Annotated in this window: 11 protein-coding genes; 3 read left to right on the plus strand and 8 right to left on the minus strand. The window is 74.4% G+C overall.

What is annotated here, in order from left to right; genetic code table 11:
- The first annotated feature begins 70 nt into the window (after nucleotides 1–70).
- Nucleotides 71–1,081, plus strand: a complete 1,011-nt coding sequence (locus AC3X7Z_RS10260) for a glycosyltransferase family protein (RefSeq protein ID WP_489975834.1) — start codon at nucleotides 71–73, stop codon at nucleotides 1,079–1,081.
- Nucleotides 1,078–2,364, plus strand: a complete 1,287-nt coding sequence (locus AC3X7Z_RS10265) for a glycosyltransferase (RefSeq protein ID WP_489975835.1) — start codon at nucleotides 1,078–1,080, stop codon at nucleotides 2,362–2,364. The genes AC3X7Z_RS10260 and AC3X7Z_RS10265 overlap by 4 nt, the downstream gene beginning before the upstream one ends.
- Nucleotides 2,365–2,387: 23 nt before the next feature.
- On the opposite strand, the gene AC3X7Z_RS10270 is transcribed toward AC3X7Z_RS10265, so the two are convergent.
- The 5 genes from AC3X7Z_RS10270 to AC3X7Z_RS10290 are packed head-to-tail and all read right to left on the minus strand — an operon-like array spanning nucleotide 2,388 to nucleotide 7,157.
- Nucleotides 2,388–3,731, minus strand: a complete 1,344-nt coding sequence (locus AC3X7Z_RS10270; protein WP_489975836.1) for an ABC transporter substrate-binding protein — start codon at nucleotides 3,729–3,731, stop codon at nucleotides 2,388–2,390.
- Nucleotides 3,728–4,801: a branched-chain amino acid ABC transporter permease gene (locus tag AC3X7Z_RS10275; RefSeq protein WP_489975837.1), complete on the minus strand. Its 1,074-nt coding sequence runs from the start codon at nucleotides 4,799–4,801 to the stop codon at nucleotides 3,728–3,730. Before AC3X7Z_RS10275 ends, AC3X7Z_RS10270 begins: the two co-directional genes overlap by 4 nt.
- Nucleotides 4,801–5,679: a branched-chain amino acid ABC transporter permease gene (locus AC3X7Z_RS10280; protein ID WP_186342420.1), complete on the minus strand. Its 879-nt coding sequence runs from the start codon at nucleotides 5,677–5,679 to the stop codon at nucleotides 4,801–4,803. The genes AC3X7Z_RS10275 and AC3X7Z_RS10280 overlap by 1 nt, the downstream gene beginning before the upstream one ends.
- A gap of 12 nt (nucleotides 5,680–5,691) precedes the next feature.
- Complete coding sequence (locus AC3X7Z_RS10285; protein WP_186342419.1) at nucleotides 5,692–6,396, minus strand: ABC transporter ATP-binding protein; 705 nt, start codon at nucleotides 6,394–6,396, stop codon at nucleotides 5,692–5,694.
- Nucleotides 6,396–7,157 carry an ABC transporter ATP-binding protein gene (locus tag AC3X7Z_RS10290; protein ID WP_186342418.1) on the minus strand — a complete coding sequence of 254 codons (762 nt, stop codon included), beginning with the start codon at nucleotides 7,155–7,157 and terminating at the stop codon, nucleotides 6,396–6,398. The genes AC3X7Z_RS10285 and AC3X7Z_RS10290 overlap by 1 nt, the downstream gene beginning before the upstream one ends.
- A gap of 149 nt (nucleotides 7,158–7,306) precedes the next feature.
- Between AC3X7Z_RS10290 and AC3X7Z_RS10295 the strand changes: the two genes are divergently transcribed.
- Complete coding sequence (locus AC3X7Z_RS10295) at nucleotides 7,307–8,506, plus strand: PucR family transcriptional regulator (RefSeq protein WP_489975838.1); 1,200 nt, start codon at nucleotides 7,307–7,309, stop codon at nucleotides 8,504–8,506.
- A gap of 20 nt (nucleotides 8,507–8,526) precedes the next feature.
- Here the strand turns inward: AC3X7Z_RS10295 and AC3X7Z_RS10300 are convergent, their stop codons facing one another.
- From AC3X7Z_RS10300 to AC3X7Z_RS10310, 3 genes are read right to left on the minus strand one after another with little or no spacing between them, the layout of a single operon-like run.
- Nucleotides 8,527–9,675: an acyl-CoA dehydrogenase family protein gene (locus tag AC3X7Z_RS10300; RefSeq protein WP_186342416.1), complete on the minus strand. Its 1,149-nt coding sequence runs from the start codon at nucleotides 9,673–9,675 to the stop codon at nucleotides 8,527–8,529.
- 15 nt (nucleotides 9,676–9,690) lie between these two features.
- On the minus strand, nucleotides 9,691–10,830 hold the full coding sequence (locus AC3X7Z_RS10305; protein WP_489975839.1) for an acyl-CoA dehydrogenase family protein: 1,140 nt from the start codon (nucleotides 10,828–10,830) through the stop codon (nucleotides 9,691–9,693).
- Between the two features lie 9 nt (nucleotides 10,831–10,839).
- Nucleotides 10,840–11,991, minus strand: coding sequence for an acyl-CoA dehydrogenase family protein (locus AC3X7Z_RS10310; protein WP_489975840.1), 1,152 nt, complete (start codon nucleotides 11,989–11,991; stop codon nucleotides 10,840–10,842).
- Between the last annotated feature and the right edge of the window lie 2 nt (nucleotides 11,992–11,993).

Raw genomic sequence — 11,993 nt, forward strand, 5'->3', positions numbered from 1 at the left:
CTCCCGACGGTCTGCCGCTCACGCCTAGGGGGGAGGCAGCGTCTGTCCCGGGTCACGCAGGATGAGGCGCGTGCTGAGTCCCACCGCCCCCGTCCGCGTCACGGACGTCGCGGTGCCCGACCACCTGCTGCTCGGCCCCGACACGCACGGCGTCACCGCGTACGCCGGCGAGCTGGCCGCCGCCGCGCAGGCCCGGGTGGTGCGCGACGCCCGCGACCTCGCGCCCGGCTCGCCGGTGCACCTGCACCTGACCGACCGGCTCTTCGGTCGCGAGCCGGCCCGCGCGGCGGCCGTGGTGCAGCAGCTCGCGCGGCAGGTGCACCTGACGGTGACGCTCCACGACGTCCCGCAGCCCACCGACGGGCCGGTCTTCGCGGCCCGCGCGGCGGCCTACGGGCGGATCGTGCGGGCCAGCCGCGCGTGGGCGACCAACTCCTGGCACGAGCACGCGCTCGTCGACCGCTGGAGCGCCGCCGGCGCCCGCGGCACGGTCATCCCGCTGCCGGTCCGCGCCGCCCCTCGTGGGGCGGGGGAGGGCCCGACGGTCGTGGCGGAGCCGGTGGTCGGCGTCTTCGGCTTCGTCTACCCCGGCAAGGGCCACCGCCAGGTGGTGCGAGCCGTCGCGGCGCTGCGCCGCGCCGGCACGCCGGCCTCGGTGCGGGTGCTGGGCGACGCCGCGCCGGGCCACGCCGACGAGCTCGACTCGCTGGTGCGCACGAGCCGCGCCCGCGGCGTCCCCGTCGAGGTCGCCGGCCGGGTCCCCGACGACGAGCTGGTGGAGGCCCTGCGGGCGGTGGCGGTCGGCGTCACGGCCCACCGCAACGTGTCGGCCTCGGCCAGCCTCAACTCCTGGATCGCCGCGGGCCGGCGGCCCCTGGTCCGCGACGGGGCCTACGCCCGCGAGATGGCCGCACTCCGCCCCGGCACGATCACCCTGTTCGACGACTCCACCCTCGTGCCGTGCCTCGACGCCGCCCTCCGCCACCCGACCTCGACGTGGACCGCACCCGGCCTCGACCTCGGCCCGCACCTCGCGGACACCGTCGCGGCCTATCGCGCGTGGTGGGCCTCGGTGCGATGACCGCGCCGCCCTTCGGCACCAGCGTGCCGGGCAACCGCTGGGACCTCGCGCCCGCCGGGGCGCCGCGACGGCGGGTGTCGGTCGTGGTCACCCACTTCGAGCAGGGGCAGGCGCTCGCGCGCACCCTCGCCGCCCTGGCTCGGCAGACCCGGCCGCCCGACGAGGTGGTGGTCGCCGACGACGGGTCGCGGCAGGCCCCGGTCGTCCCACCCGGCGTGCGCCTGGTCCGCCAGCACGACGACGGCTTCCGGGCTGCCGCCGCGCGCAACCTCGGGGTCGCGGCCACGACCGGCGACGTGCTGGTGCTGCTCGACGCCGACACCACGCCCGAGCCGGGGTTCGTCGAGCGGATGGTCGCCCTCCCCGAGGCGCTCCCGGAGGCGCTGGTGGTCGGGCGGCGGCGGCACGCCGACCTGTCCGGCGTCGCGCCCGACGAGCCCGTCGAGGTGGCCGGCCCTGCCCGGGAGCTGGCGGAGCCGGCTTGGCTGCGCGAGGCGTACGCCTCCACCCGGGACCTGCTCGGCGCCGACGCGAGCAGCCACCGCTTCGTGATCAGCGCCGTCCTGGCGTGCACTCGGTGGTGGTGGGACGAGCTGGGTGGCTTCGACGAGACGTTCCGCGCCTACGGCGGCGAGGACTGGGACTTCGCCCACCGCTCGTGGACCGCGGGCGGGCTGCTGGCCCACCGGCCCGACGCCGTGGCGTGGCACGACGGCCCGGACGCCGGCGCACGGCCCCGCGCCCCCGATGCCCGCCTCGCCGAGACGGCGGCCGTGGCCGACCGGACGTCGGCGCCCGGCACGACGTGGCGCGGCCTGCTGCGCGGTCCGGCGGACCTCGTCGTGACCTGCGACCCCGGCCTCGGCGCCACGGAGCTGTTGGTGAGCGTCGACTCGCTGCTGGCGGCGCTCCCGCGCGCCGTCGTACGCCTCGAAGCCGCGCACCGGGCCCTCGTGGGCGACGACCCGAGGGTGGTGGCTGCCGAGGACGACCTGCCCGCGTCGGCACGGCTCCACCTCGAGGTGCGCCGCGGTCTCCACGGCGACGCCGCGGCGTGGTCGGCCCTGCTCGACGGCCTCGACGGCAGCACCGGCTCGCGCGTGCTCGCGGACGGGTGCGCCGAGGTGCACGACCTCCGGCTGCTGCGCCGGGCCGGCCGGTGGGGCCGGCCGGACCTCGCCCCACCGGGAGCCCCGCTCACCACGTCGCTGCGCCCGTGGGCCGGCGACGCGACGCTGGAGGCGTGGCTGGGCGGCTGGGCCGGCGCGCCGGACCCGGCGTAGGGTCCGACGCGCCGGCGGCCGCCTCAGCTGGTCGGCACGCCGCCCTCCGGCGGGCTGTCGTCGGCCTGGCCCGAGTCGTCGGTGGTGATCTCGGCGTCGCCGATGTCGGTCACCAGCACGTCGGTGAGCGGCTCGCCCACGCCGCCCTTCAGCTCGACCAGCCGCATGCCGGCGATGCCCATGTGGCTGTCGGCGCTGTAGCGGAACGGCGCGAGCTGCGGGCCCTCCCACTCGGCGCCGCCGTCCTCGATCGCCGCCACCAGGCCGTCGCGGGTCAGGTCCTCGCCGGCCGCCTCGAGGGCCTGGACGAAGGCGTAGGCCTGGGACATGCCGTAGATGCGGTAGTTGGTGAGCTCGCCCTTGCCGCCGTGCTCGTCCCACACCTCCTGCCACAGCTGCACCCAGGGGTCGTCGGCGCTGTCGACGCCGGGGATGTACTCGCTCGTCATCACCCCGTCGAGGGCGCCGGAGTCGCCGGTGACCGCGCCCTCGGAGAAGCGCTCGAGCAGCGAGCCGACCAGGGCCGGGTCGGAGCCGATGTTGGCGTAGAACCACTTCGGGGTGAACCCGGTCTTGAGCGCGACCAGCTGGCTCAGCGCCGTGTAGGAGGGCGTGTTGAAGGCGAGCACCAGGTCGACGTCCTCGGCCTGCAGGCCGGTGATCTGGGGGGCGACGTCGGTGTTGCCGGTGGTGTAGCGCTCGACCGCGACGATCTGGTCGTCGATGTAGCGCCGCACGCCCTTCTCCGCGTCCTCGCCGAGGTCGTCGTCCTGGAGGAACAGCCCGACCCGCGCGTCGGGCATGTTGTCGGCGACCCACTGGCCGATGACCTTGCCCTCGGACTCGTAGTCGGGCTGCCAGCCGAAGGTCATCGGGCGTGCCTCGACGTCGTCGCCCCACTGGAGCGAGCCGGAGGACACCATCAGCTGCGGCACGCCCTCGTCGTTGAGGTAGTCGGCGACCGAGGCCTGCGTCGGGGTGCCCAGGGAGCCGACCGTGGCGAAGACCTCGTCCTGCAGGACCAGCTCGTTGGTCACGGTGCTGGTGTTGGTGGGGTTGTAGCCGTCGTCCTTGACGATGTACTCGATGGTCCTGCCGTGCACGCCGCCGGCCTCGTTGACGTAGTCGAAGTAGGCCTTCGCGCCGGTGGGGATCTCCGCATAGCCCGGCGCCGCCACGCCGGTCAGGGGGAAGGTCGCGCCGATCGTGACCGTGTCGTCGGTGACGCCGGGGTCGGCGGCGGCCCCGCCACCGCCCCCGTCCCCGTCGTCGGAGTCGTCGCGCCCGCCGGCGCCGCACGCCCCGAGGACGAGCGAGGTCGCCAGCGCGACGGCCAGGGGTCCTGCGACCCGGAAGTGTCTGCTCATGCTGATGTTCCCTTCGATGAGGTGGTGCGATGGGTGCTGCGTCGACGCGCGAGGGCGCCGCGGAGGGAGCCGACGATCCCGGCGGGGGCGAGGAGGATGACCGCCACCGTGACCAGCCCGTAGACCAGTGGGGCCAGCTCGGCCGCGCGGATGTCGTCGAGCCCGGCGCCGCGGCCGAGGTCGGTGACGATGCCGGGCAGGAAGGTGAGGAGCCCGGCCCCGAGCAGCGCCCCGGTCAGGCTGCCGAGGCCGCCCAGCACGATCGCCGCGAGCAGGGTGAGGCTCAGGGTCAGGGTGAACGCGCTCGGGGCGGCGAGCTTGACGGTGAAGGCCACGATGGCGCCGGCGGCCCCCGCCGCGGCCGCACTGACCATGAACGCCGAGACCCGCGCACGCCCGAGGTCGATGCCGGCCAGCTCGGCGGCGACCTCCGCGTCGCGCACGGCCCGCCACCGGCGCCCGGTGCGCCCGGCGCCGAGATTGGCCAGCAGCAGGTAGACCACGACCAGCGTCAGCCACCCGACGTACGCCGTGAAGCGCGAGCGGGTGAGCTCCTGACCGGTGACGAAGAACGCGACGTCGAGCACCCACACCGGGATCTCGGGCATCACCACGCGCAGGCCCTGCTCGCCGCCGAGGGTCTGCTTGAAGTAGAGCGCGATGCCCGGGACGGCGACCGCGAGCGCCAGGGTGGCCCCGGCGAGGTAGGGCCCGTGCAGGCGCGCGGCGGCCAGCCCGACCACGGTGCCGACGGCCAGCGTGGTCAGCACGGCGGCCACGACGACGACGCTCAGCGGCATCCCCGAGTCGCGCTCGGGCAGCAGCAGGGCGGCGGTGTAGGCGCCGACCGCCATCAGCGCTCCGTGCCCCAGCGAGAGCTGTCCGTTGGTGCCGGTCAGCACCGTCAGCCCGCCGGCCGCGATGCCGAGGTAGGCCATGGCCGCGAGCTGGGTGTTGCGGTAGTCAGAGACGCTCTCGAGGACCACCACCAGCACCACGAGCGCAGCCAGCGTGAGCACGAGGTGGCGGCCGAGGGTGGAGCCCCAGATCGCCGCAGCCCGGGCGCGCATCAGACCCGACGCTCCGGGGCCTGGGCGAACAGGCCGCCGGGTCGCAGCGTCAGCACCAGCATGAGGATCGCCAGCGCCGCCAGGGGCACGAGCTGCGAGCCGACGTAGCCGCTGACGAAGCTGAGCGACACGCCCAGCACCAGCCCGCCGACCACCGCCCCGAGCGCACTGTCGAGCCCGCCCAGGACGGCCGCGACGAAGCCGAACACCACGACCGAGTCCATGTAGGCGGGGTGGACCAGGCTGCCGCCGGCGATCAGGAGGCCGGCGAGCGAGCCGACCACCGCCGCGAGGGCCCAGCCGAGGGTGAGCATGTGCCCGACCCGGACCCCGAGCAGCCGCGCCACCTCCTGGTCGAGGGCGGCGGCGCGCATCCGCAGTCCGACGTCGGTGAACCGGAAGAGGGCGACGAGCGCGACCAGGACGACCCCGACCGAGACGATCGTGAAGACGCCGAACCCGTTGAGCGCGATGGTCGTCCCGCCGACCTCGAATCCCCGCAGCCCGAACGGCGCCGGGAACGACCGGTAGCGGTTGCCGAAGACGACGGCCGCCAGGGCGTGCAGCACGATGAACAGGCCGAGGGTCAGGATGACCGCGTTGATCTCGGGTCCCCCCTCCGCCGGGCGGATCACCACCCGCTCGAGCACCGCGCCCAGGACCAGGCCCGACAGCAGCGCAGCCGCGAACCCCAGCCAGTAGCTGTGGCCCGCGTCGATGACCACGAGGGCCACGAAGGTGGTCACCATCGCCATCGGCGCCTGGGCGAAGTTGACGACGCGGGTGGAGCGCCAGATCAGCACGAGCGCCAGGGCGAAGGCCGCGTAGACCATGCCCAGCGTCAGGCCGGTCAGTGCGGTGTTGACGAGCTGCAGCACAGGGTCTCCTGGTCAGAATCCGAGGTAGGCGTGGCGGAGCTTCTCGTCGCCGGCGAGCTGGTCGGCCGGAGCGTCGGCGACCACGTGGCCGAGGCTGAGCACGACCCCGCGGTCGGCGACGGACAGGGCGCTGCGCGCGTTCTGCTCCACGAGCAGGACGCTGAGGCCCTCGGCGCGGACCAGGTCGCGGACCAGGCCGAAGAGCTGCGCCACGATGCGGGGCGCCAGGCCCAGCGACGGCTCGTCGAGCAGCAGCATCGTGGGCCGCGCCATCAGCGCCCGCCCGACGACCAGCATCTGCCGCTCGCCCCCGGACAGGGTCGTGGACAGCGCGGTGCGACGATCGCCGAGGACGGGGAACAGGTCGTAGACGCGGTCCAGGTCGCCGCGGCTGACCTTGCCACCGCGCCCGAGCCCGCCGAGGCGCAGGTTCTCCTCGACGGTCAGCTCGGTGATGACGCCGCGGCCCTCGGGCACGTGGGCCATGCCCAGCCCGGGCATCCGCTCGGCCGGCAGCCGGTCGAGCGGGCGGCCGGCGAGCTCCACCGTGCCGGAGCGGGCGCGGTGCAGCCCGGACACGGTGCGCAGGAGCGTGGTCTTGCCGGCGCCGTTGGCGCCGAGCACCGCGGTGATCTCTCCCTCGCGGGCCGTGAACGTGACGTCGTCGAGCGCCGTGATCGGGCCGTAGCCGGCGCAGAGGGAGGTGATGGCGAGCATCAGCCGACCTCCTCCCCGAGGTAGGCCGCGAGGACAGCCGGGTCCTCGCGCACCTGCTCGGGCGTCCCCTGGGCGATGACCCGGCCGAAGTCCAGCACCGTGATGCGGGTGCAGACCTGCATCACCAGGTCCATGTGGTGCTCGACGAGCAGCACGGAGGTCGTCCCCGCGAGCGTGGTCACCAGCTCGCCGAGCTCGTCCATCTCGGCCGCCGACAACCCGCTCGCCGGCTCGTCGAGGAGCAGCACCTCGGGGGCGGCGACGAGCGCGCGGGCGAGGGCGACACGCTTGCGGACGGGGTAGGGCAGGCTCGGCGGGTAGCGATCGGCGTACGCCGCGACACCGAGGTCGTCGAGCGTCGCGCGGGAGCGCTCGCGCAGCGCCCGCTCGTCGCGACCGGCCCTCGGAAGCGCGAGCAGCGAGCCGAGGAAGCCGGAGCGGGCGTGGTGGTCGGCCCCGACCATGACGTTGTCCAGCACCGTCATCCGGTCGAAGAGGCCGAGCCCCTGCAGGGTGCGGGCCATCCCGAGCCCCGGGAGGTCGCGGGGGCGCAGCCGGTCGATCCGCTCGCCGCGCCGGACCACCTCGCCGCTGTCGGGCTGCACGAACCCGCACGCCACGTTGAACAGCGTCGTCTTGCCGGCTCCGTTGGGGCCGATCACGCCGTGCACCTCGCGCGCCCCGACCGCGAGGCTGACGTCGCGGAGCGCGGTGAGCCCGCCGAAGGTGACGGTGACGTCGTTCAGCTGGAGCTCGTCCACGTGTGGCTCGACCCTTCCCGGTCCGGGACATGACGTAGACCACTGTCACCAGATCGGGCTGCGAGCACATTGGGCGGGCAGCACAGAACCGGAGGCCAATTCGGCCCCAGCGGTGGCGATCTGTGTGCGCCGGGTGCCACGGTGGGGCCGTGGACACACGGGTGAGCGACGAGCCGGCTCCGGCCTCCGAGCGGGTCGAGCGCGCCTGGCGCTCGATCCTGCACCGCTCCGACGAGGTGGCCGACGTGATCTCGGCGCGGCTGCTGGCCCGTGACATCGACACCTACGCCGAGATGAACGCGCACCTGCCCGACGACATCCGGCAGTCCTGCCGCGAGCACATCCGGCGCGGCCTGCAGGTGCTGTCGGGGATCGACTCGGCCAAGGCCTCGGCCGTCGAGCTGTGGCGCGAGACGGGACGGCGCCGGGCTCGCCAGGGCGTCCCGCTCGAGCTGGTCCTCAACGCCTACACGATGGGGGCGCGGGTGCTCTGGGAGGCGCTCGCCGAGGCCGCCGGACGCTCGGGTGCGGCCGACGTGCCCGACACCGACCTCCTCGTGGCGGCGCGGGCGGTCTGGTCCAACCTCGACGTGCAGAGCGCGGTCCTGATCGAGGCCTACCACCGCGAGCGCGACCGCGTGCACCGCCGCGACCAGCAGCGCCAGCAGACGGTGATGGACGGGCTGGCCGACGGTCGCGGAGGCGACCCCACCTTCGCCGAGACGGCCCGCGCCGCGCTGGGGCTCGACGCCCACGACGCGGTCGCCTGCGTGGTGGTCATCGCGGACCAGGGCGACGGCGACCCGGTCGGCCGGCTCGACGACCAGCTGCAGCGCCACGGCATCACCGCCCACTGGCACGTGCGCTCGGGCGCGGCCTACGGGCTGCTGTCGGGCCGGCTGCCGGACGAGCCCGGCCTCGTCCGGCTCATCGAGCCCGCCGGCGAGGGGCGGATCGCCGTCGCGTCGAGCGACGGCGTCCACGGCTTCGGCACCGCGTTCCGCCTGGCGATGCGCTCGGCGCGCACCGTACCGGCCGGTGGTGGGGTCGTCGGCGTCAGCGACCGGCTGCCGGAGGTGCTCCTCGCGGGCGACTCGTGCGTGACGCCGCTGCTGATCGTCGAGGCGTTCGGCGCCCTGCTCGACCACCCGCAGGTCGACACGCTGCTCGAGACGCTGCGCTCGCTCCTCGCCCACGACGGCTCACCCACGCACGCCGCCGAGGAGCTCTACTGCCACCGCAACACCGTCATGTACCGGATCAAGCAGATCGAGCGACTGACCGGACGCGACCTCACCGACCCGCGCGACAAGATGCTCCTCTGGCTGGCCCTGACCGCCCGGTCCTGACCGGCCGGGAGCGAGGGCCGCTAGAACGCGCTGATGCCCGTCTCCGCCCGCCCGATCAGGAGCTTCTGGATTTGCGAGGTGCCCTCGTAGAGGGTCATCACCCGCGCGTCGCGGAGGTACTTCGCGACCGGGAAGTCGTCGACGTAGCCGGCGCCGCCGTGCACCTGGATCGCGTCGTTGGCGGCGCGGACGGCCGCCTCGGAGGCGAAGAGCTTGGCCTTGGAGGCGGCGACGCCGTAGGGCTCACCGCGGTCGATGAGGTCGGCGCACCGCCAGGCCAGCAGTCGCGCGGCATCGGCGTCGAGGGAGATGCCGGCGATCAGGTCCTGCACGAGCTGGAACGACGCGATCGGCTTGCCGAACTGGGTGCGCTGTGTCGCGTAGGCCACCGAGGCCTCCAGGCAGCCCTGGACGATGCCGACGCACCCGGACGCGACCGCGAGCCGACCCTTGTCGAGGGTGCCCATCGCGATCCTGAAGCCCTGCCCGACCTCGCCGAGACGGGCGGAGTCGGGCACGCGCACGCCGTCGAGGAACAGCTCGGCGGTCGCCTGTCCACGCAGCCCGAGCTTGCCCGTCACCTCGCGTGCGGTGAAGCCGGGGGAGTCGGTCGGGACGAGGAACGCCGTCACGCCCCGCGGGCCGTCGTCGCTGGTGCGCGCGAAGACGAGGGCGACGTCGGCCCAGGTGCCGTTGGTGATGAAGAGCTTCTGACCGTCGAGCACCCAGTCGGAGCCGTCGCGCACGGCCCGCGAGGTCAGGTTGCCGGCGTCGGAGCCGGTGCCCGGCTCGGTCAGCCCGAAGCACCCCAGCGCGGTGGCCGAGGCGAGGCGCGGCAGCCACTCCTGCTTCTGCTCCTCGGTGCCGTGGAACAGGATCGACTTGCCGACCAGGCCGCTGCTGACCGAGACGATGCCGCGCAGGGCGGAGTCGGCCCGGCCGAGCTCCTCCATGGCAAGGGAGTAGGTGACGTAGTCGCCGCCGACCCCGCCGTACTCCTCGGGGATGGTGAGGCCGAAGAAGCCGAGCTCGGCCATCCGCGGCACGATCGCGAGGTCGACCGACTCGTCGCGGTCCCACTGCATCCGGTGCGGGACCGCCTCGCGCTCGAGGAAGTCGCGCGCGAGGGCGCGGAACGCCTGCTGCTCCTCGGTGAGGGAGAGGTCCACGTCAGCCGCCCCGCCTCACGACAGCGCCTCGACGCGGTCGTGGTCGGTGACCCGCTCGGAGAGCCGGGAGAGGTGGTGCCCGGCGTTGCCGAGCCACTGCTCGAGCACCGTCAGGTGTGCGGTGCCCACCCCGACGGCGTACTCCGCGGTCATGGCGATGCCGCCGTGGAGCTGGATCGCCTCCTGCCCGATGTGGCGCGCGGCGCGGGAGACCTGGAGCCCGACGCGGTCGGCGGCGTCGGCCACCGCCTCGCGGTCACCGCCAGCGATGGTCATCGTCGCCCAGTCGACCGCGCTGTGCGCGAGCTCCAGCGAGACGTACATGTCGGCGGCGCGGAAGGTGAGCGCCTGGAAGGTGTTGAGCGTGACGCCGAACTGCTTGCGGCTCTTGAGGTAGTCGGTGGTCGCGCGCACCTGGCTCTGCATGACGCCGAGCGCCTGGTTGGCCCCCATGATCCGGGTGAGGTCGCTGAGGGTCGCGACGCTCGCCGTGACGTCACGGCCGGGCTCGCCAAGCGGCGTCGCGGCGCTGGCGTCGAGCCGGACGGTGGCCGCCCGGGTGAGGTCGGCGGCGGCGTAGCCGGAGACCGTCGCCGCGGACGGCTCCACGAGGAAGGCCCCGGTGCCGCCGGCGGGCAGCGCGGCGGTCACGACGAGGAGGTCGGCCGACTCGCCGCCCATCACGGGGTCGGCCACGCCGTCGAGCGTCCAGCCGCCGTCGGTGACCGAGGCGCGCACGCCGTCGGCGCGTGAGGTCCAGCGCTCGCCCGGGGACGTGTCGGCGGCGGCCAGCAGGAGCTCGCCGGCGCTGAGCCGCCCGAGCAGGTCGGCCTTCTGCTCCGCGGTGCCGAGCGCGGCGACCAGGCCGCCTGCGTGCACCACGGCGGAGAGGTAGGGCTCGGGCGCGAGGACCCGGCCCAGCTCCTGGCACACGATGCCGATCTCGACGGGTCCGGCGCCGACGCCGCCGTCGTCCTCGCTGAAGGGCAGCCCGAGGATGCCCATCTCGGCCAGCCGTCCCCACAGCCCGCGGTCGAAGCCGGGCTCCTCGGCCACCGTGCGGCGGCGCCGGTCGTGGTCGGCGTACGCCGTCGCCAGGAGGCCGCGGACGGCCTCGCGCAGCGCCTGCTGCTCGTCGTCGTAGGTGAAGTCCACGTCGTCTCCTCAGAGTCCCAGGATGGTGCGGCTGATGATCTGGCGCTGGATCTCGTTGGATCCGCCGTAGATCGAGGCCTTGCGGAGGTTGAGGTAGGCCGGCGCCGTGCGCCGGGCCCAGCCCTCCTGCGGCGAGTCGTCGCCCGCCCGGGCGGCGAGCGACGCCGGGCCGGCGAGGTCGAGGGCGAGCTCGCTCACCGCCTGCTGCAGCTCGGTGCCCTTGAGCTTGAGGACGGACGAGGCCGGGTGCGGGGCGCCGTGCGAGGAGTGGGCCACGACGCGGAGCGCGGTGAGCTCGAGGGCGAGCAGCTCGGTCTCGAGCTCGGCGACCCGGGCGCGGACGAGCGGGTCGCCCATCCGGTCCGCGGCCGTGGTCTTCAGCCCGGCGAGCACCCGCTTGACGGTGCCGACGGGGGCGACGCCGACGCGCTCGTTGCCGAGGAGGAACTTGGCGATGGTCCAGCCGCCGTTGAGCTCGCCGACCAGCAGGTCGCCGGGCACGCGCACGTCGGTGAACCACACCTCGTTGACCTCGTGGCCACCGTCGATCAGCTCGATCGGGCGCACCTCCACGCCCGGGGTGGTCATGTCGATGAGGAGCATCGAGATGCCCGCCTGCTTCTTGACCTCGGGGTCGGTGCGCACGAGGGTGAAGATCCAGTCGCCGTACTGGCCCAGGGTGGTCCACGTCTTCTGGCCGTTGACGACCCAGTCGTCGCCGTCGCGCACGGCCGTGGTGCGCAGGCTGGCGAGGTCGGAGCCGGCGTCGGGCTCGGAGAAGCCCTGCGACCACCAGATGTCGAGGTTGGCGGTCGCGGGCAGGAAGCGCTCCTTCTGCTCCTGCGTGCCGAAGTGGGCGATGACCGGCCCGATCATCGAGGTGTTGAAGGCGAGCGGCGGCGGCACCCCGGCGCGCTGGAGCTCCTCGTGCCACAGGTGGCGCTGGAGGTCGGTCCAGTCCTGCCCGCCCCACTCGACCGGCCAGTGCGGCACGGCGAGCCCTTCGGCGTTGAGGGTGCGCTGGGCCGCCACGAAGTCCTCGCGGGCCAGGTGGCGCCCCTCCAGCACGGCGTCGCGGATCTCCTGCGGCACCTTGGTGGTGAAGACCTCCCGCATCCGGGTCCGGAACTCCGCGTCGGCGGGGCTGAGCTCGAGCTGCATGT

This window comes from Nocardioides sp. Z24_21 (assembly GCF_058134345.1).